We start from the raw sequence: 19142 nt of genomic DNA, 5'->3' as shown, positions 1-19142 counted from the left end.
AAGGGCTGCTCCCGAAACGACCTCCCTCATTCCTGTGCTTGTCACAGGAATCTAGCCAGCCCAAGTCCTTGGGCTGGAAGGAGTCGTTTCGCCGCGCAGACGCGCGTCGGCTGGATTCCTGTGACAAGCACAGGAATGAGGGGGCGGGGATGCGCCGGCGCGCACAAGCTTGGCTGAGATAGTGTTTTCTCCAACAAGCGTCACGACCAAGCCGTACCGCCTCAGGAAATATCCGACAATATCTCGCGATAGTTCTCGTGCAGATACCGCTGGGTCGCGGCGGCATCGGCGGGGCGGCCGTAGAAATAGCCCTGCCCCATGGCGCAGCCGAGCGCGCGCAGCTTTTCCTCTTCCGCCCGTTCTTCGATCCCTTCCGCCACGACTTCGAGATCGAGCCCTTCGCACATGGCGACGATGGCCTTGATGATATGTTCGGAAGGGCGGTCGCTGCTGATGCGCGAGACGAAGGCGCGGTCGATCTTTACCTTGTCGAAGGTGAAATCGCGCAGGCGGCCGAGGCTCGACTGGCCGGTGCCGAAATCATCCAGCGAAATGCGAACGCCGGCGCTCTGCAATTCGCTGATGATGCGCTGGGCAGTATCTGCGGAAGTCATCACAGCCGTTTCGGTGATTTCAAGCTCCAGCCGGTGCGGATCGAGACCGACACGCGAGAGGATGGAGAGAATATTGTCCGCCGTGCTGGGGTCCATCAATTGCGCGGAAGAGAGGTTGAAGGACAGGAAAAGCTCACGCGGCCAGAACAGGGCTGCCTCCGCCGCCTTTCGGAGCAGAGCTTCCGACAGCGCATCGATGAAACCGCGCTCTTCGGCAAGCGGCACGAAAACGGCGGGCGATACGAAACCGAGGTCCGGATCGTTCCAGCGGGCCAGCGCCTCGAAACCGATGACCTTGGCCTCTTCCAGCCTGACGATGGGCTGGAAATGCACATCGATGGCATCGGTGATGATGGCGTTTCTGAGCGCCTGTTCCAGTTGCGTGGCCCGCTTCATTTCCTGCGCGATTTCGCGCGAATAGATCGTGATCTGGCCGCGGCCACGTCTCTTGGAGCGATAGAGCGCCGTCTCGGCGCTTTTCAGCAAATCCTCGAATTCATCGCCGGCGAAGGGATAGATGGCAAAACCGAAGGAGGAGGACAGGCGGACATTGCGGTCGCCGAGATCGTAAGGGGCAGAAAGCACGTCCTTGATCATGTTGCCGATGCGCTCGGCGCCCGTGCGCTCGAACACCAGCGGCAGCACGAAGGCGAATTCGTCGCCGTCATGGCGCGTCACGACCGCGCCATCGGGAATGCAGGCCTTCAGCCGGTGCGCGACCTGGCAGAGGATTTCATCGCCCGCCTGCACGCCGAACAGATCGTTGATGGGTTTGAAGCCGTCTATATTGGCGATGCCGACCGTGAAGGGCGCGGGATCGCTGGAGCGCTCGCTGGCAAGCATGCGAATCTTGTCCCGCAGACGGTAGCGGTTGCCGAGCCCCGTCAGCGGGTCGCTGTAGGCCATCGCCTGCAGCTCGTTCTGGCTGACCTGCAACGTTTGCGGCTCTGCCCGTTTCATTCCTGCATCTCGTGAATCCTGTGTCGACCGCGCTCACAATGCAGGGCAAGTATTAAAAAAGCCATAGCCTCCTGACAAAGGCTACGTCATGCCTGCAGCCGCAGGACATCCTTGCCGAAAAGCCGCAGGAAAACCGCCTCGACCATATCCGGGCTGACGGGCTTCAGCAGCATGTCGTCCATGCCGGACGCCCGGCATTTATCGAGATCGCCCTCGAAAGCGTGGGTGATGACACCGACGATGGGAATGTGCTTTTCGCCGCAAAGGCCGCGCATGCGGCGCGCGACTTCGAAGCCGTCGATATCGCCCAGCGTCGTGTCGAGCAGGACGGCGGAAGGCGGCTGTTCGGCAAAGAGACGCAGGGCTTCCTCGCCCGAAGTGGCAAGCCGCCAGGAAAGCCCGAGACCCTCGAGTATCTGCGAAAAGACGATCTGGTTGACCCTGTTATCCTCGACGAGAAGTATATCGCAGACACCGCCGGTCTTGAGGATTTCAGGCAGGTCCTCCGTCATGATCTCCCAGTCCTCGTCAGCGGTTTTCTCCTTCGGGGACGATTGCAGCCCGGCCGCAAGATAATGCAGCAGCGAAGCGTCAATCTCCTCTTCCTCGATGGTGACGACGGGCAGATCATGCGCGGCGGCAATATCGAGGCAGGCGACGCTCATCTGGGCGTCGACAACGACCACATCGATACTCACGCCGGCGGAAGCCGCGACATCGATGAAGGCACGCTGCTCGTCCTCGCTCGTCACCGCGGCATGGTCCATGCCGCCCGCTGTCAGCCGGCGACCGGCGGCTTGCGCAAAGCGTCCGTTTTCAGAGACGATCAGCACCGCCTTGCTCTTTAAAACCCCGCCGCGATTGTCCGTTTCCTCATCCCTGCCGTAAGTGGAGGCGACAAAAGGGACATGTTCCAGCGAGGGAATGACGGGCATGCCGTTGGCATCGATGGTGGCGAGAGCGGTCACGTCCTCCATCGTCGTCACCAGGAAATATCGGCCGGGCCTGCCCACACGCTGCTTGCGGGTGATGGTCAGCACCTCTTCGCCGCTCAGCCGCCGCACCCTTTCGGGAATGACGCTCGGCGTGCCGCTATCCAGCACCATACGATCGGCAATATCGATCCGTCCGGCGACCTTGCGCGAGTGGAGATCGAAAACGGTGCGGCCGAGAATGCTCTCGGGGCTGGTTTCGACGAGGGCGCAGGCGGATTTGTTGACGGCGGCATAGGCCATGTTCCGGTCCTTGACGAAGACGGGAAACGGCAGATTGTCGAGAATATCCTCGATGAGCTGCACGCGCTCGAGGTCAATGCGCCATTGCTCTTCGCGCTTCTTCTGTTCGGAAATATCGGCAACCACGCTGATGCCGAGGCCGGACGGCAGGCGGTTCATGACGAAGCGCAGGAAACGTTCGCCCTTCAGCCGTTCGGTTTTTTCCGATCTTTCCTTCCAGTGCAGCGCCAGCCGCTCGCCGATCCACTCCTCCCGGCCGAGCGGGCGGGCATTGGCGGAGAGGCTTTCCGCCTCGAGCAGATAACAATCGTAAAGCGCGCTCAGATAGTCGCGCAGCCGCGCGCCCGGGCCGATGACGGCCTCTTCCAGCGGAAAAAAGCTCAAGAGTTTCCGGCTTGCGAAAATAATGTGATCGTTCCGGTCGTAAACGACGATCGCCGCGCCAAGCGCGTCGCAAAGGGCATCAAGCATCACCGTATGAACGCCCGCGCCAGAGGACGCCAAATCACTCAACTGCAAACTCCCGCCTGTTTTTCAGGGGTCAGGCTTATGTTTCTAGTGGAATCGTCCAGGGCAGATGCCGGGATGAAACGAAAAATTCCGAAAAAGAGACATCAGGGTTTGCAACTTGAAGCAGTCTTGAGGGGAAGATGACGCTCACCCATAGTCGACGTCACACACCGCCCGGCGAAGGCGGCCCCGTTCCTGCGGTCATTTCAAGCCGCCTCACCATAATCAAGGCCGATTAAAGGCGGATTAACGCTTAACGCCAAGTTGACGGAAATGATCGAATGCCGGACAGGCCGCAAAACATGTGCAAATTTCCGCAGTTCGAGTTTTTTGCTTTCGAAGCCACGGCGAATCCGCGAAAATGACGATCATGGCCATCAAGCAGCTTTCAGAAACCCTCATCAATCAGATCGCCGCCGGCGAGGTCATCGAAAGACCCTCCAGCGCCACGAAGGAACTGGTGGAAAACGCCATCGACGCCGGCGCGACCCGGATCGAGATCGCCACGGCGGGCGGCGGCAAGGGGCTGGTGCGGATCACCGACAACGGCTGCGGCATGTCGCCTGCCGATCTGGAGCTGGCGGTCAGGCGTCACTGCACCTCGAAGATTTCCGATACGCTTGATGATATCCGCACGCTCGGGTTTCGCGGCGAGGCGCTGCCCTCCATCGGCTCGGTCGCCAAGCTGACAATCACCAGCCGCCAACAGGGCGCGGAACAGGGTTCGGTGATTTCCGTCACCGGCGGCAAGGTGTCCGATGTGCGGCCCGCCGCCTCGAATGCCGGCACCATCGTCGAGGTGCGCGACCTGTTCTTCGCCACGCCGGCGCGGCTGAAATTCCTGAAGACGGAACGCGCCGAGGCGGCGGCCATCACCGAGGTCGTCAAACGGATGGCAATCGCCTTTCCGCATATTCGTTTCGTGCTCTCCGGCACCGACCGCTCGACGCTCGAAATCCCTTCGACGGGCGACGATCATCTCGCCCGCATGGCGCAAATCCTCGGTGCCGAGTTCAAGGACAACGCCATCGAGATCGATGCCGGGCGCGAGGATGTGACGCTCACCGGTTTTGCCGGTGTGCCGACCTTCAATCGCGGTAACTCGGCGCATCAATATGTTTTCGTCAACGGCCGCCCGGTGCAGGACAAGCTGCTTTTATCCGCCATTCGCGGCGCCTATGCCGAAACCGTGCCGCATGGGCGATATCCGGTCGCGGTGCTGTCCATCACGCTCGATCCCGCCTTTGTGGATGTGAACGTGCACCCGGCAAAATCCGACGTGCGTTTCCGCGATCCCGGCCTCATTCGCGGGCTGATCGTCGGCGCGATCCGGCAGGCGCTGACGCGTGACGGCGACAGGGCCGCAACGACGGGTGCGAGCCAGATGATGAACGCCTTCCGCCCCGGCTACAGCCCGTCCGGCCTCCGGCCCTCGCCTTCCATGGCAGCCCCCGCGCCATGGTCCGCCGCCACCTCGCCCTCGCGGCCGCTTGCGGTTTCAGGGGACATGCAATTTGCGGAGGCCGTGCAGTCACGCTTTTCCGACATCACCATGCCGACGGCGCGGGCCGAACCTCGGTACACTGACGAGACCGCCGCAAGCCCCTCGCCGGAACCTGTGCTTTATCCTCTCGGAGCCGCGCGGGCGCAGCTGCACGAGAACTACATCATCGCGCAGACGGAAAACGGCCTCGTCATCGTCGACCAGCATGCCGCGCATGAGCGGCTGGTGTTCGAACAGATGCGCAATGCGCTGCATTCCAGGCGGCCGCCTTCGCAGGTGTTGCTCATCCCCGAAATCATCGACCTGCCGGAAGAGGATTGCGACCGGCTGATGGATCATGCCGCCGGTTTCGATGCGCTGGGGCTCGTCATCGAGCGTTTCGGGCCGGGCGCGGTCGCCGTCCGGGAAACACCGGCCATGCTGGGCGAGGTCAACGTGCAGGGGCTGGTGCGCCAGCTTGCCGACGAGATCGCCGAATGGGACGCGGCCTCCACGCTTGCCAACAAGCTGGAATATGTCGCGGCCACCATGGCCTGCCACGGCTCCGTGCGTTCCGGCCGGCGCATGCGGCCGGAGGAGATGAACGCGCTTCTGCGGCAAATGGAAAACACGCCGGGTTCCGGCCAGTGCAATCACGGCCGGCCGACCTATATCGAATTGAAACTTTCCGATATAGAACGGCTCTTCGGCCGTAGCTGACGCCGCAAGCAGGCGGGACTGGCCTTACGCCGCGCCGGGCTATATAAATTTGAGATATTGGAGCACCCAATTGTTCAGGAAAACGCTGCGCCGTTTCGGACTGGGTGCCCTGACGGGACAGAGCAGGAGACGAAAACGGATGAACAGATTTGAAGGAGGCGGCAACCGCCTCGCCGTCATCGAATATCTCGACGGTGACTTCCGCATCGTCCAGACCGGCTCGCACGTCATCTGCGCCATTACCGGCAAAAGCATTCCGCTCGATGAACTGCGCTACTGGAACGTGGCGCGGCAGGAGGCCTATGTGGATGCGGCGGCTTCGCTGGAGGCCGAAAAGAAGGCTGGCAATTTGCCGGCATGAGTTGGGAAGCGGCGCGTTGAGTATAGCGCGTGTGCCTCCCCTCATCCCTGTGCTTGTCACAGGGATCCAGCCAGCCCAAGTCCTTGGGCTGAAAGAACTCTCCCCGCCGCGCAGACGCGCGTCGACTGGATTCCTGTGACAAGCACAGGAATGAGGGGAAGTGGGTGCACGGCGGTTTATCTTCTTCAGTACTCTAGAGCGACGTCCGCGCATTGTCCCGCAGCAGGCGCGCACGGCAGTTCCTCACCGCCGTATCGATGATCGTCGCGGCCGCGTTGGGGTCGTCGAACACCATGTCGATTTCGATCACCAAACTGTTCCACAGCAATTCTTCCGCCCGGCCGTGGTGCCCGTTGAGCCGCACGGCGTCCTTGGCCGTCGTCACCAGCTGCAGGTTGTCTTTACCGGCGTCCTGCAGAAGATCGGCGATCTCGTCGTCGCTGAAGTGGTGATGATCCGGGAAAGAGCGCTGCAGCACGATGTCGCCGCCGAGCGCCTCGACGGTTCGATAGAACTTGGCCGGGTCGGCGATGCCCGCATAGGCCAGCACGCGCCTTCCCCTGAAATCCTGTGGCTCCTGCGGCGTGATCGCCGCCACAAAGACGGGTTTGGCGGCCTTTGCCGCCTGCCGGACCAGGGCATCGGCCGCATGGCCATTGCCGACCTTCAGGAGCCCGGTCATATGCCGCATCTGTTCGGCAAGCGGCGCCCTCACCGGACCGCCCGGCACAAGATGGCCATTGCCGATGCCGCGCATCGTATCGATGACGACAAGCGCGTAGTCCAGCGTCAGGCGTGCGCTCTGGAAACCGTCATCCATGATGATGAGATCGACGCCTTCCTTCACCAGCCGGTGTGCGCCTTCCACGCGCTTGCGGGAAATGACCGTGACCGCCTCCCGCGCCAGGAGCAACGGCTCGTCGCCGACATCGGCCGAGCGGTGCTGTCCGGGATCGACAAGGGTGGTGACGTCGAGCGTGCCGCCGTAACCGCGGCTGAGAAATCCGGGTCTCAGGCCCTTTGCGACGGCGGCTCTCGCAATTGCCATCGCCGTCGGTGTCTTGCCGGCGCCGCCCACGGTGAAGTTGCCGATGCAGATAACCGGAACGGCAACGCTCGCCCTCTTCGCCGTTCGCATTCGCCGGCCGGCGATCTTGCCGTAAAGAAGCGAGAAAGGAGACAGGAGCCACGCCTGCCATCCCGCTTTCTGCCACCAGAACGGCGGCGCTTCAGAAACCATCTATTCCCGCTCCCGGCCGCGTCGCCCACGGCATTCCGTTCGCCCGTCACATGTCAGGAGGTTGTTTGCCAGAAAAAACCGTAATTTGCAAAAATGGAATAAACGGGTTTGATGGAGCCGCACCCGGCCCGGCGGAAATTCCACCGGGTTCAGAGAGCCCGTTCCGGCAAAAGCGCTTCAAGCGCGGTGATGTCGTCGAAACAAAAATCGGCATCCGCGCCGAGGCTTTCGCGTGAGCCTGTTCCCGTCAGAACGGCGATGCGCAGACCGGCTCCGGCATTCTTCGCCATATGCAGATCGTGGTTATTGTCGCCGACCACCGCCACGCGTTCCGGCGGGAAGCCTATTGCCTCGCAGAAACCGAGAACCATGCCGGGCTGCGGCTTGGTGCCGTAACCGCTGTCATATCCCGCGACAAAATCGACGTCCTTTTCGAAACCGAAGCGGATGGCCGTCTGGCGGATGGAGTTTTCGTTATCGCTGGAGGCGATGCCGAGCTTGTAGCCGCGCGCCTTCAGCCTTGCGAAAAACGCCTTGAGATCGGTGACGGGCACGGATTTATCCGCCGCCTCGGTGAACAGTCGGTCGAGGCGCGCCGTCAGTTCCCCGACATCGCAGGGCGAGCCGGCGGCGACCAGACCCGTGGCGATTTCCGCCGTATTGCCGGCGGCCAGAAGGCTGTCCGGTACCACATGACCGGTAACGGGGTCCATGCCGCAGACGGAAAGAAGCCGGTCGGCAAGAACGGGATCGCCCTTGGCGGCAATCGCCGCAAGCTCGCGGTTCACCGGACCCCAGCTGGCGTCATAACCCAGAAGCGTGCCGTCCTTGTCGAAAAGGACTGCGGCGATCGATTGCGCCGCGTTGAGTTCGATATCCGCTACCATGAACCGATGGCGCTCCGCGGTTGCAGCTTGGCGGAAACGGTAAGCGGATTGATATAGGGTTCCAGCGCCTTGACGGTGGAGGACAGCGCGCCGCGCATATCCTGAATGACCCGGTTGCCCGCATCGATCATCTTGTAACGCTCATTGTCGTTGACCAGCAGATAATGCACCGCCTTGGCCAGCATCTCCACATCGCGGATGATGCGACCGCCGCCGGCACGGATCAGTTTCTGATAGGCCTCGCGGAAATTCTGCACATGCGCGCCAGACAGGACGGCGCAGCCGAGCATCGCCGGTTCCAGCGGGTTCTGCCCGCCCTCGGCAGTCAGGGAGCGGCCAACGAAGGCAAGCTCGGTCAGCCGCAGGTAAAGCCCCATTTCGCCGATGGAATCGCCGAGGAAAATATCGGTTTCCGGGGTGATCACGTCATTCCTGCTGCGGCGGGCGACCGAAAGATTCATGCCCTTCAGCATCGCCTCGACATCGTCGCCGCGCTCGGGATGGCGCGGTACGATGATGGTCAGTTGCCCATTGCGCGACTTGATCGCCGCATGCACGGTGGCGGCAGCCTTCTCTTCGCCGTCGAAAGTGGAGATGGCGGCCCATGTCTTGCGATTGCCGACCTGCTTGCGATAGCTCTCCAGCAGCGCCTCGTCGCAGGGCGGCGGGTCGGTGTCGCCCTTGAGGTTGCCTGAAATCACCACCGGCCAGGAGCCGAGATCGCGGAAACGTTCGGCATCGAGATCGGATTGCGCAACCACCAGCGCCAGCTTGGAAAACAGCGATTCAGCAATGTCATGCCGGGCTTTCCAGCGGTCGAAGGAACGGTCGGAGAGACGTGCATTGACCCGGATCTGCGGAATGTGCCGGCGTTCCAGCTCCATCATCGTCACCGGCCAGATTTCCGATTCAGCGGTGATGGCGGCATCCGGCGCCCAGTAGGTCAGGAAACGGTTGACCGCGATCTTGATATCGAGCGGCACATATTGGTGGATCACATCGTCGCCGAGCCGCGTGCGGGTCAGTTCGGCCGATGTGACGGTGCCGGTGGTCAAAAGCACGAAGATATCGCGCTTGCGGATTTCGCGGATCAGCGGAATAAGCGCCAGCGTTTCGCCGACGCTTGCGGCATGGAACCAGACCAGCGGCCCGCGCGGGCGCTCGGCGCTGGCATAACCGAAACGTTCGAGCCGACGGCGCTTGTCTTCCTTGCCCTTCGCCGCCCGATAGGAAAGATAGGGCTTCGCGAACGGGTAAGCGGCGATACCGGCAATGCGGTAACCGGAAAGAGCGAAACGTGCGATACGGCTGCTCATGACATTCTGCCCTTGATCATTCCGCGCAATGCCCTTCCCCTGTTTTTGGTTGTTATCGCCGCCTACTTCTTCTCAAATTGCGTCATTTTTTGTCATCGGAAACGAAAGCGCGATCACATTTTCTCGCCCCGGTATTCCCGGCCTGCGCCGCTCGCGCAGGAATCACGGGAAAACTCGCTTTCACCCAATAGTATTACAACGCAAGGGCAAAAGGACTCAAATTTTGTCGTCCGGATTGAGAAGACGGTGCATATGCACGATAAAATAACGCATATGGGCGTTATCGACAGTCATCTGCGCCTTGGACTTCCATGCGGTGAGCGCGGAAGCATAGTCCGGATAGATACCGACGATATCGAGCGCCTTCAAATCCCGGAACTGAACATCCTGAAGGTTTTCCAGTTCGCCGCCGAATACGAGGTGCAGCAGCTGTTTCTGTTTGCCAGATTCCGTCATGTCTTTGTCTCTTTCTTAAACTCTGAGAGAGGCATTCATCTGCGGGATTTCCCGGCAAACGTCAACTGTCAGACAGATGTGAAAACGCTTTCAAAAGTGCAGGCAGCGCATAATCTGCTGCGGCGCACAATGCGGGGTGGTTCACCTGCCGGCGATTATACATCAGAGGTTTTCCATCGAGCCCGACCAGCCGGCCGCCGGCCTTCTCCAGAATGAGGTCGGCGGCGGCGAGATCCCACTCGTGCGAGTTGGCCTTGACCAGCGTTCCGTCGATGCGGCCATCCGCCACCATGGCCAGCCGGTAGGCGAGCGAGGGCACGTGCGGAATGCGCTTGACGGTGCCCCGCACCTCTTCCGGCAGATGCGTGATCACGTCTTCGGGCGCCGCCAGATGGAAGATGCCGGCGTTTTCGCGCGCGGCAAAAACCGGCGTCCCGTTTTTCAGCGCTTCGCCGCCTTCAAATGCGGTGAACTCCTCGGCAAGCACCGGGGCGACAAGGGCCGCGACCACCGGCCGCCCTTCATGCACCACCGCGACGCTGACGCACCAGGTATCCCGGCCGCCGATGAAGGCGCGGGTGCCATCGATGGGATCGACGACGAAGACGGTGGAACGGGAAAGCCTGTCCGTATCGTCATCCGTCTCTTCGGAAAGCCAGCCGTAATCCGGCCGGGCGGAGCGCAGGATGGTTTCGAGAATTTCATTGGCGGCGTAGTCGGCCGCGCTGACCGGCGAAAGCCCGCCATTCTTCCACCAGACCTCGGGATCCTTGCGGAAGAAACCGAGGGCCGTCTCGCCCGCCTTGCGGGCGGCTTCAAGCACCAGCCTCAGATCGGAGGCCCAGCGGGCCTCAGCCATATCGTTCATTTTGCCGTCTTTTCCGCGCGCCTCACACGGCGCGCCCGTTTTTCTTTTCGCACTTGCACACAAAGTGCTGGCGAAAACAACCCGCGGGCCGTCTCACTTGCCCGCGATCGTCATGCCTTCAATGGCGAGCGTCGGGGCGGCGACGCCGTATTTACGATCGATATCATTGGCCGGCGTAACCCGCATGAACATGTCCTTCAGGTTCGAGGCGATGGTGACCTCGGAAACCGCGAAGGTCTTTTCGCCGTTCTCGATCCAGAAACCGCTCGCCCCGCAGCTATATTCACCCGTGATCATATTGGCGCCGTGACCGATCAGCTCGGTGACGTAAAAGCCGGTTCCGACCTGTCTCAGCAGGTCCTCCGGCGAGAGATCGCCCGGCTCGAGCGCCAGATTGGTGGAGGCCGGTGAAACCGCCGTGCCGCCGCGCACGCCGCGACCGTTGGTTTCAAGGCCGAGTTCCCGCGCCGCCGAGGTGGACAGGAACCAGTGCTTGAGAACTCCGTCCTCGATCATCGTCATCTTCCCGCCGCGCACGCCCTCGCCATCGAAGGGACGGGAGGACGGGCCGCGCACGATCTGCGGATCGTCGGTGAGATAAAGGCCCTTTTTCAGAACCTGCTGGCCCATCTTGTCGCGCAGGAAGCTGGTCTTGCGGGCAACCGACGCGCCGTTGATGGCGCCGGCAATCGCACCGACAAAGCCGCGGGCGATGCGCGGATCGAAAACCACGGTGATGTTGCTGCCGGTATCGACCTGACGCGGGCCGACGCGGCGCACGACTTTTTCACCGGCGCGCCGGCCGATTTCTTCGGCGGCATCGAGATCGGCATAATAAAGGCGGCTGTCGAAATCGTAGTCGCGCTCCATCTTCGTGCCTTCGCCGGCAATGACGCTGACGGAGCGGCTGAAACGGCTGCCCATATAGCTGCCGGAAAAACCGTGGGATGTGGCAAGCACGAGGCCGCCCATGCCGCTCGATGCGCCGGCGCCTGAGGAATTGCTGACGCCCTTGACGCCGAGTGCTGCCTCTTCCGAAGCAAGGGCTGCCTCACGCAGCTGATCGGCCGACACTTCCGTCGCGTCGAAAAGCTCTAGATCGTCATAGGAAGTAGCCAGCCGTTCCTTGTCCGCAAGGCAGGCAAAGGGGTCTTCCGGCGAGACCTTCGCCATGGCCACGGCCCGTTCCGCCAAGGTCTTCAGGTCGAAGCCCGGATTGGCCGAAACGCTCGCCACCCGGCGGCCAACGAAGACGCGCAGGGAAAAATCGTCGCTTTCGGAGGATTCGGTGCTTTCCACCTTGCCGAGCCGCACGCCGACCGATTGCGAGCGGGAGCGCACGACAACGGCATCCGCCTCATCCGCACCGGCGGCGCGGGCAAGATCGACAAGCTGGCTGGCGCGATCGAGAAGTTTGGAAGAATCTATTTCTGAGGACATGAGTTGGCCTTTCATTCCTGTTCCATTTATTGTGCCAGGAACCCCGCATCAAGGGCGAAACGCCGCTTTCTCCATTCGGACGGTATTGTCGCCACCCTATTCGAAAGTCCGCCCGCATGACCGAGCACGACGCTCTCTTTTCCGAACCCCTGCTGCTTCTGGCCGGCGCGGTCATCGCGGCCTCGGTTTTCCGCAAGCTGGGGCTCGGCACCGTGCTCGGTTATCTGGTGGCGGGCATCATCATCGGGCCGTTCCTGCATCTGGTCACGGATGCGAAGGACATCTTCAACGTCTCGGAACTGGGCGTCGTTTTCCTGCTCTTCATCATCGGGCTGGAACTGAAGCCGTCGCGCATCTGGCAGATGCGGCGCGATATTTTAGGGCTGGGGATGGCGCAGGTGCTGGTGACGGGCAGCGTTCTGGCGGCGATTGCCTGGTGGGCGGGGCTGATCGACTGGCGCGGCAGCCTCATCGCCGGTTTCGGCCTTGCGCTTTCCTCCACCGCCTTTGCGCTGCAAATCCTTGCCGATGACGGCGACATGAATACGCGGCACGGCAACCGGTCCTTCTCGATCCTGCTGTTTCAGGACCTCGCCATCGTGCCGCTTCTCGCCCTCGTCACCATTCTTTCCAACCGGCCGGATGTGCCGACGGATTCGATGGTGTCCGATCTCATCGCCTCCGTCGTTGCCGTGGCCGGCATGGTGCTGGCCGGGCGGTATCTTCTGACGCCGATGTTCCAGATCATCGCCCGCACCGGTGCGAGGGAAGTGATGATCGCCGCCGCCCTCTTCGTCGTCATCGGCGCCGCCGCCATCATGGAGGCGGTGGGCTTGTCGATGGGCATGGGGGCGCTGCTGGCGGGGCTGATGCTGTCGGAATCCTCCTACCGACACGAGCTGGAAGCCGATATCGAGCCGTTTCGTGGTCTGTTTCTGGCGCTGTTCTTCATGGCGGTCGGCATGTCGCTGCATATTCATATCGTCTATGAGCATATTCTGCTCATCCTGATCGCCGTGCCGGCGATGATGGCGGTGAAGGCGGCGCTGATCTATGGCCTTTGCCGCATCGCCGGCTCGTCGCGTTATGCATCGAGCCGCATCGCGCTGCTTCTGGCGCAGGGCGGCGAATTCGGCTTCGTGCTCTTCACCACGGCTGCCGCCTCCGGGCTGTTTCCGCAGGCGACGGCCTCGATCCTCGTTGCCGTCGTCACGCTCTCCATGGCGCTGACGCCGCTTCTGGCGGTGATTTCACGCCGGCTGACGGCGGAAGATGCGGAAGAGGACAAGCTGGAAGAGGATTTCGACGGGGCAGGCGCGGATGTGCTGATGATCGGCTTTTCCCGCTTCGGCCAGATCGCCTCGCAGATCCTTCTCGCCGGCGGGCGCGACGTGACCGTCATCGACAGCTCGGCCGACCGCGTGCGGCAGGCAGCCCGTTTCGGCTTCCGCATCTTTTTCGGCGATGGCACCCGCAAGGACGTGCTGATCGCCGCCGGCATCGAGCGGGCCGATCTCGTTGCGGTCTGCACCCACAAGAAGGAGGTGACCGACCGTATCATCGACATGATCCAGTCGGAATTTCCGAGCGTGCGCATCTATGCCCGCTCCTATGACCGCGTGCATTCCCTCGACCTCAGGAAAAAGGGCGTGGAATATGAAATCCGCGAAACGCTGGAATCGGGCCTCCTGTTTGGCAGGCGCATTCTGGAGGGGCTGGATATGGACGGCGAGAGGGCGCTGGCGATTGCTGACGACATTCGCGAACGCGACGAGGAGCGGCTTCAACTGCAGGCCGTGGAAGGCCTCGCCGCCGGCCGGCAGATGCTGCACAACAAGCCGGTGCGCGAGGTGAAGCCCGAACCGCTGATGAAGCCGAAGACCAAGGCGGAAAAGTGGGAAGAAGAAGAGGATGCGGAGGACAGCGAGACAGAAGTTTCGCTTTGAATTGAGTTCAACTTAGTGACTGGGAGAGCGCCACTTGTTTCTTCTCCCCGCCGGGGAGAAGTCCGCGGCAGCGGGATGAGGGGGCAAGAGTAGCGATATTCGGAGAGGGTACCCCCCTCATCCGGCCCTTCGGGCCACCTTCTCCCCCTCGGGGAGAAGAAAACTCGCCTCACTTGTCACGCCTCCACACCCTGCCCGCGGTGAAACAGCTCCACCTGCATGTCGATCTGCCGCTTCAGATCGTCCTTGATGCCGGCCGATGCGTTCAGCACCTCTTCGGACTTCAGGAAATCCAGCACACCGAAACGGTGCACGGGCGGGCGCAGGAAAATATGCGGCGGACGTAACCTCAGTTTCAGGGCAATCGCCGCCTGCATCATCAGCTGGCTGGCGCCGAACAGGCTGTCCAGCCGGTTCGGCATTGTGGTTCCGTCACCTTCCGGGCCGCCGACGACATCGACGCCGATGACGATATCGGCGTGATCGAGCAGATGCTCATAGGGCACCGGATTAAAAATGCCGCCGTCGATCATGATGCGGCCATCGATACGCACCGGCATGAACAATGCGGGAATGGCGGCAGATGCGGCCAGCGCCTGGATGATCTCGCCGCGTTCCACCACCACTTCGGTCTGGGCGTAATAATCCGTGGCTATCACTTTGAGCGGAATGGCAAGCTCGGAAAAATCCTTCGGCAGAGCCTGCGGCATCAGGGCGTGCAGGATGAGTTCGAGGTTGAACTGCCCGAGGCGAAAACCGTCCACCGCATGGCGCATCGATGCCGGGCCGAGGCTCCAGAGCCGGTTGGCGACCGAGCCTTTTCGTCCCATCAGTTCAAGCGTGTATTCACGGATTTCCCGGCCGGTCATGCCGGCCGCCATGCCCGCGCCGATGATGGAGCCGATGGACGAACCGGAAATCGCAACGGGCCGGATGCCGAGTTCGTCCAGCGCCTCGATGACGTTGATGTGGCAGATGCCGCGTGCGCCGCCGCCGCCAAGCGCCAGTCCGAAAGTCGGCTCGTGGCCACTCGAGCCGTCGCCTTCGAGAACCTCTTCCCCGGCGCGGACAATCGTTATGCTCTCGTTTACACCCTGCTCCATGCGAATACCCAAATTCTTTCCACGGCAAAGACTCTGCCTATTGCGCAAACAAGACAAGACCGTGGCGTGACGGGAAACGCTCCTGTTAGAGCATTTTCGCTTTTCTTCGAATCGCGAAAACACTCTAACTCTTTGTTATGTCGCATTTCCGGACGGAAAACCGGGCTCCACTTTTGCTGGAAATGCTTTAGGGCTCGTAACGGTAGAAATGCATTTTCGTATCGCCGAAGATGCGGCTTTCGAGCGGCTTGAAAACCGGATCGACCTTGACCGTCACATCGCCGCGCTCTTCGAGAATGGCGAGCGCGCCGGGGTTCAGCCAGCCGCCGCCATGGGCGGCCGCGAAAGCCTTCTCGCCATGGCCATAGCCATAGGGCGGATCGGCGAAGAGAAGATCGAAGGGCTCGATATTGTTGACGCCGCCGAGCTTGGTGGCGTCACGCCGCAAAATGCGGGCGCGGCCATGCAGACCCAGCGCATCGATATTTTCCCAGAGCAGCCCCCTGCCCTCCACGCCGTTTTCGACGAAGAGCGCCACGCGACAGCCGCGCGAAAGCGCCTCCAGACCGACCGCACCGGTTCCGGCGAAAACGTCCAGAACGCGCGTGCCATCCAGACTTTCCGAATAGGCATGGCTTAGAATATTGAAGAGGCTTTCCCGCGTCCTGTCGATGGTCGGACGAATGGAATTCGATTTCGGCGCGGCCAAACTCCGGCCGCGGAACTCACCGCCTACGATCCGCATTACGTGTCATTCCCCTGCCTCCAGAAGGTTTGCCACCCGGGCCTTTGCCGCCCGGCTTGCCGCCGCCGGGACCACCGGGGCCTTTGCTCTTGCCTGAGAAACCCGAACGTTCGCTACGCTCGCCCGATTTTCCGAAAGATGGCTTGCCGAAGCCGGGTTTACCGGCCGGCTTGCCGCCACGGGGCTTGTCTGCCGCAGGGCGCTCGCCGCGCGGGCGGTCACCGTCTTCGCGGGGCCTGTCGCGGAACGGACGGTCACCGAAAGGTTTTTCGCCACGTGGGCTGTCGCTGCGCGGGCGGTCACCCTCTTCGCGCGGCTTGTCACGGAACGGCCGGTCGCCGAACGGTTTGCCGCCGCGTGCCGGGCGGTCACCGAAGCTCTTTTCACCGCGCGGACGGTCGCCACGCGGGCGATCACCTTCTTCACGCGGCTTGTCGCGGAATGGCCGGTCGCCGAACGGCTTTCCGCCGCGTCCACCACGATCACCAAAGCTCTTTTCGCCACGCGGACGGTCGCCGCGTCCGCGACCAGCTTCTTCTTCGCGGGGGGAATCTGAGCGGATCCACTCGCCCTCTGCATCGGCATGCCGCACGACGTTGCGTCGCGCTTCATCCTGGGCGGAAGGCTTCTTGAAGAGGTTTTCAGCTTCCGCGCGGGCGGAAGACTTGCGTTCCTTGCCGTCACGGGTGGGCCTTGCACCGGGCGCCATCCAGACATTGGCCGTGCGGCTGGTGCCGGCGGGCTGGCGGGGGCGGCGGTCGTCGCCCTCATCCTCGCTGCGGCCCTTGGCGCCAAATTTCCCGGCGGGCTTGGAGCCGAACTTGCCGGGCGGCTTGTCGCCGCGCTTGGTATCGAGACGGCCGAGCGCCTTTTCACGACGATCCTCGGGCTTGCCGCTCTTTTCGAAGCGCGGCTTGCCTTCCGGCGCATCGCTCTTCGCCCATTCGGATTTCACGGGCCGCTTCGGCGTGTCGTCTTCTTCATCCTCAACGGGCGCATTGTAGATCGGCGCGTCGAAATTGGCGCCGGCCTGTTCGATCAGACGCGGGCCGAGCTGGTCGCGCAGCATGCGGCCGCGCACTTCCAGTACCTTGCCTTCAGCGAGATCGCCGAGCTGGAACGGACCGTAGGAAACGCGGATCAGGCGGTTGACCTCGAGACCGAGCGCGCCGAGCACGTTCTTGATCTCGCGGTTCTTGCCTTCACGCAGACCCATGCTGATCCAGACATTGTGGCCCTGGGTGCGGTCGAGCGTGGCATCGATTGCACCGTAGAGCACGCCGTCGACGGCAATGCCTTCCTTCAGCTTGTCGAGCGCGGCCTGATCGACCTCGCCATGGGCGCGCACGCGGTAGCGGCGCAGCCAGCCGGTGGTCGGCAGTTCCAGCACGCGGGAAAGACCGCCATCATTGGTGAGCAGCAGCAGGCCTTCGGTATTGATATCAAGGCGGCCGATGGAGAGCACACGCGGCAGTTCACCCGGTAGATTGTCGAAAACGGTCGGGCGGCCTTCCGGGTCGGAATTGGTCGTCACCAGACCGGCGGGCTTGTGGTAAAGCCACAGGCGCGTGCGCTCAGCGCCGCGAATCGGCATGCCGTCGACTTCGATCTTGTCGGACAGCGTGGCGTTCACCACCGGCGTATCCAGCCTGACGCCGTTCAGCGACACGCGGCCTTCCATGATCATGCGCTCGACATCGCGGCGCGAGGCCACACCGGCGCGCGCCATGATCTTGGAAATGCGCTCGGGCTTGGAAGCGCCAACGGTTTCCGGCACCGGGGCGACCTTTGCCTCGGTCGGTTTCTTTTCGCGCTCTGCGGCGGGCTTGCCGGGGCCTTTCGGCTTCCTGTCGCGGCTAAATGTCTTGCCGCCGTCACGCTTCGGCTTGTCTTTAAAAGTCATTTGCTGTTTGCCTGTTGTTTGGGCTGTCCTATCAGGTCCAAGCACAAGGGTTAAGAGGAAATTGAAACGCAATGGCCGAAAGGACGCATTTCATGGAACTGGCGCTTTCGGAAGCCCGTGCCGCGGCTGAGCGGCAGGAGGTTCCGATCGGCGCCGTACTGGTTCTGGACGGCCGCGTCATCGCCCGTTCCGGCAATCGCACCCGTGAATTGAACGATGTGACGGCTCACGCCGAAATCGCCGTGATCCGCATGGCCTGCGAAGCGCTGGAGCAGGAACGCCTGCCCGGCGCCGATCTCTACGTGACACTGGAGCCCTGCACCATGTGCGCGGCGGCGATTTCATTCGCCCGTATCCGCCGGCTCTATTACGGCGCGCGAGACCCGAAGGGCGGCGCAGTGGAGAGTGGCGTGCGTTTCTTCAGCCAGCCGACATGCCACCATGCGCCGGATGTCTATTCGGGACTGGCGGAAAGCGAAAGTGCGGAAATCCTGCGGCAATTTTTCCGCGAGAAACGTCTAGACGATTGAGCGACCGGCGGGAGGCGCAAGCTTTCCCGCAGGCCATCAGCCATTCGTTATTACTGGAAGGGGTTCCACCAGCTCTTGCCGGTGTTTGCCACGGCCGCTTCTTTCTTGCGGCGCTTTTCCTTCTTCTGTTCCGGCTCGCCGAGATCGGTCAGCTGATCCTGCGGGACGCTGCGATATTCGGCCGGCGGATCGGTGAGGAACTTGCGCTGGGCGTTGACGACGGAGCCGCCCTGGGCTTCGGCCTTGGCCTTGCGGAAGGCTTCCCATTTCTGGGTTTCGGTCATCTGGCCGGCGGTGCCGTTGCCTGCCAGCAGCGGCGAGCGATAATGCGGGTTGTTCTTGTTGGCATCCGCCTCTTCGCGCAGGCGTTCGCGGGTTTCTTCCGGCGATTCGACCCATTGCGGATTGTTTTCGCGGCTTGCCATGTTCTGCTGCGGCTCTGCCAGCTGTTCGGCACGGGCCTGGGCGGGAACGACGAGGCCGGGGCGCGGGCTGTATTTCAGGTTGCGCTTTTCCTGATCGTTGCCGGTGATCGAGGTCGCGTTGCCGAGATCGTCGACAAGCTGTTCCGCCGCCGTCTTGCCCGTACCGTAGGTCGGGCTCGTGCAGGCGCCCAGCAGCACGCCTATCGTCGTGACGCCAACAACCGTGCGAAACATGCCCAAACCCTGCGCATTACCCTGCATCGTCTTCATTGAAACCCTTCCAGCCGTCCGTCCCACTTCGCCAGACATCGTCTTTCGGCAGGCGGCAGCCCGCATTGCCGTGCAAATCCGGCCATTTTCAGGCAGGTGTACCGGATGAAGAGGCAAAGCGCAATTCATC

16 protein-coding genes are annotated in these 19142 nt (G+C 62.2%); 4 read left to right on the top strand and 12 right to left on the bottom strand.

Going from position 1 to position 19142, the window contains the following annotated elements; genetic code table 11:
• Positions 1-221 precede the first annotated feature (221 nt).
• The gene (locus O3W47_RS19390; protein ID WP_269314407.1) at positions 222-1574 is read right to left on the bottom strand and encodes a putative bifunctional diguanylate cyclase/phosphodiesterase; all 1353 of its coding nucleotides are present in this window, start codon (positions 1572-1574) and stop codon (positions 222-224) included.
• A gap of 86 nt (positions 1575-1660) precedes the next feature.
• Positions 1661-3280 carry a response regulator gene (locus tag O3W47_RS19385; protein WP_331283568.1) on the bottom strand — a complete coding sequence of 540 codons (1620 nt, stop codon included), beginning with the start codon at positions 3278-3280 and terminating at the stop codon, positions 1661-1663.
• Between the two features lie 409 nt (positions 3281-3689).
• On the opposite strand from O3W47_RS19385, the gene mutL reads away from it, so the two are divergent.
• Together mutL and O3W47_RS19375 are read left to right on the top strand one after the other, a co-directional pair.
• Positions 3690-5522, top strand: coding sequence for a DNA mismatch repair endonuclease MutL (gene mutL, locus O3W47_RS19380; protein WP_269314859.1), 1833 nt, complete (start codon positions 3690-3692; stop codon positions 5520-5522).
• Positions 5523-5661: 139 nt separating this feature from the next.
• The gene (locus tag O3W47_RS19375; RefSeq protein WP_269314405.1) at positions 5662-5883 is read left to right on the top strand and encodes a DUF2093 domain-containing protein; all 222 of its coding nucleotides are present in this window, start codon (positions 5662-5664) and stop codon (positions 5881-5883) included.
• A gap of 193 nt (positions 5884-6076) precedes the next feature.
• Here the strand turns inward: O3W47_RS19375 and lpxK are convergent, their stop codons facing one another.
• The 6 genes from lpxK to O3W47_RS19345 form a co-directional block, all read right to left on the bottom strand.
• Complete coding sequence (lpxK, locus tag O3W47_RS19370; RefSeq protein WP_269314404.1) at positions 6077-7123, bottom strand: tetraacyldisaccharide 4'-kinase; 1047 nt, start codon at positions 7121-7123, stop codon at positions 6077-6079.
• A gap of 149 nt (positions 7124-7272) precedes the next feature.
• Positions 7273-8010 carry an HAD family hydrolase gene (locus O3W47_RS19365; RefSeq protein WP_269314403.1) on the bottom strand — a complete coding sequence of 246 codons (738 nt, stop codon included), beginning with the start codon at positions 8008-8010 and terminating at the stop codon, positions 7273-7275.
• Positions 8004-9326 (bottom strand): lipid IV(A) 3-deoxy-D-manno-octulosonic acid transferase, encoded by a 1323-nt coding sequence (waaA, locus tag O3W47_RS19360; protein WP_003521024.1) that lies wholly within the window; start codon positions 9324-9326, stop codon positions 8004-8006. The genes O3W47_RS19365 and waaA overlap by 7 nt, the downstream gene beginning before the upstream one ends.
• Positions 9327-9542: 216 nt before the next feature.
• The gene (locus O3W47_RS19355) at positions 9543-9782 is read right to left on the bottom strand and encodes a DUF4170 domain-containing protein (protein WP_003521023.1); all 240 of its coding nucleotides are present in this window, start codon (positions 9780-9782) and stop codon (positions 9543-9545) included.
• Positions 9783-9843: 61 nt separating this feature from the next.
• Positions 9844-10650 carry a 3'(2'),5'-bisphosphate nucleotidase CysQ gene (locus O3W47_RS19350; RefSeq protein WP_269314402.1) on the bottom strand — a complete coding sequence of 269 codons (807 nt, stop codon included), beginning with the start codon at positions 10648-10650 and terminating at the stop codon, positions 9844-9846.
• A 93-nt stretch (positions 10651-10743) separates the two neighbouring features.
• Positions 10744-12090, bottom strand: a complete 1347-nt coding sequence (locus O3W47_RS19345; RefSeq protein WP_269314401.1) for a TldD/PmbA family protein — start codon at positions 12088-12090, stop codon at positions 10744-10746.
• A 116-nt stretch (positions 12091-12206) separates the two neighbouring features.
• On the opposite strand from O3W47_RS19345, the gene O3W47_RS19340 reads away from it, so the two are divergent.
• Positions 12207-14036, top strand: a complete 1830-nt coding sequence (locus tag O3W47_RS19340) for a monovalent cation:proton antiporter-2 (CPA2) family protein (RefSeq protein WP_269314400.1) — start codon at positions 12207-12209, stop codon at positions 14034-14036.
• Positions 14037-14212: 176 nt separating this feature from the next.
• Here O3W47_RS19340 and O3W47_RS19335 read toward each other — a convergent pair whose 3' ends face one another.
• The 3 genes from O3W47_RS19335 to O3W47_RS19325 all read right to left on the bottom strand — a co-directional run bounded on the left by O3W47_RS19335 (position 14213) and on the right by O3W47_RS19325 (position 17787).
• Positions 14213-15139, bottom strand: coding sequence for a patatin-like phospholipase family protein (locus tag O3W47_RS19335; RefSeq protein WP_269314399.1), 927 nt, complete (start codon positions 15137-15139; stop codon positions 14213-14215).
• Positions 15140-15326: 187 nt separating this feature from the next.
• On the bottom strand, positions 15327-15884 hold the full coding sequence (gene rsmD, locus O3W47_RS19330; RefSeq protein WP_269314398.1) for a 16S rRNA (guanine(966)-N(2))-methyltransferase RsmD: 558 nt from the start codon (positions 15882-15884) through the stop codon (positions 15327-15329).
• Positions 15865-17787: a pseudouridine synthase gene (locus O3W47_RS19325; RefSeq protein ID WP_269314397.1), complete on the bottom strand. Its 1923-nt coding sequence runs from the start codon at positions 17785-17787 to the stop codon at positions 15865-15867. The genes rsmD and O3W47_RS19325 overlap by 20 nt, the downstream gene beginning before the upstream one ends.
• A 71-nt stretch (positions 17788-17858) precedes the next feature.
• On the opposite strand from O3W47_RS19325, the gene O3W47_RS19320 reads away from it, so the two are divergent.
• Positions 17859-18317, top strand: a complete 459-nt coding sequence (locus tag O3W47_RS19320) for a nucleoside deaminase (protein WP_137452309.1) — start codon at positions 17859-17861, stop codon at positions 18315-18317.
• 50 nt (positions 18318-18367) lie between these two features.
• Here the strand turns inward: O3W47_RS19320 and O3W47_RS19315 are convergent, their stop codons facing one another.
• A complete protein-coding gene (locus O3W47_RS19315; RefSeq protein ID WP_269314396.1) occupies positions 18368-19012 on the bottom strand; it encodes a hypothetical protein in 645 nt (214 codons plus the stop codon).
• Positions 19013-19142: the final 130 nt, after the last annotated feature.

This window comes from Agrobacterium sp. LMR679, assembly GCF_027157905.1.
Taxonomy (GTDB): domain Bacteria; phylum Pseudomonadota; class Alphaproteobacteria; order Rhizobiales; family Rhizobiaceae; genus Agrobacterium; species Agrobacterium leguminum.
This window is presented reverse-complemented; position numbering and strand designations above follow the sequence as displayed.

Bases quoted from the DNA above. Each gene is read 5' to 3' on its own strand.
- O3W47_RS19335 (WP_269314399.1), bottom strand. From the start codon at position 15,139: ATGGAGCAGGGTGTAAACGAGAGCATAACGATTGTCCGCGCCGGGGAA.
- mutL (WP_269314859.1), top strand. From the start codon at position 3,690: ATGGCCATCAAGCAGCTTTCAGAAACCCTCATCAATCAGATCGCCGCC.
- O3W47_RS19355 (WP_003521023.1), bottom strand. From the start codon at position 9,782: ATGACGGAATCTGGCAAACAGAAACAGCTGCTGCACCTCGTATTCGGC.
- lpxK (WP_269314404.1), bottom strand. From the start codon at position 7,123: ATGGTTTCTGAAGCGCCGCCGTTCTGGTGGCAGAAAGCGGGATGGCAG.
- O3W47_RS19315 (WP_269314396.1), bottom strand. From the start codon at position 19,012: ATGAAGACGATGCAGGGTAATGCGCAGGGTTTGGGCATGTTTCGCACG.
- rsmD (WP_269314398.1), bottom strand. From the start codon at position 15,884: ATGCGGATCGTAGGCGGTGAGTTCCGCGGCCGGAGTTTGGCCGCGCCG.
- O3W47_RS19340 (WP_269314400.1), top strand. From the start codon at position 12,207: ATGACCGAGCACGACGCTCTCTTTTCCGAACCCCTGCTGCTTCTGGCC.
- O3W47_RS19375 (WP_269314405.1), top strand. From the start codon at position 5,662: ATGAACAGATTTGAAGGAGGCGGCAACCGCCTCGCCGTCATCGAATAT.
- O3W47_RS19365 (WP_269314403.1), bottom strand. From the start codon at position 8,010: ATGGTAGCGGATATCGAACTCAACGCGGCGCAATCGATCGCCGCAGTC.
- O3W47_RS19390 (WP_269314407.1), bottom strand. From the start codon at position 1,574: ATGAAACGGGCAGAGCCGCAAACGTTGCAGGTCAGCCAGAACGAGCTG.
- O3W47_RS19385 (WP_331283568.1), bottom strand. From the start codon at position 3,280: ATGCTTGATGCCCTTTGCGACGCGCTTGGCGCGGCGATCGTCGTTTAC.
- waaA (WP_003521024.1), bottom strand. From the start codon at position 9,326: ATGAGCAGCCGTATCGCACGTTTCGCTCTTTCCGGTTACCGCATTGCC.
- O3W47_RS19325 (WP_269314397.1), bottom strand. From the start codon at position 17,787: ATGACTTTTAAAGACAAGCCGAAGCGTGACGGCGGCAAGACATTTAGC.
- O3W47_RS19320 (WP_137452309.1), top strand. From the start codon at position 17,859: ATGGCCGAAAGGACGCATTTCATGGAACTGGCGCTTTCGGAAGCCCGT.
- O3W47_RS19345 (WP_269314401.1), bottom strand. From the start codon at position 12,090: ATGTCCTCAGAAATAGATTCTTCCAAACTTCTCGATCGCGCCAGCCAG.
- O3W47_RS19350 (WP_269314402.1), bottom strand. From the start codon at position 10,650: ATGAACGATATGGCTGAGGCCCGCTGGGCCTCCGATCTGAGGCTGGTG.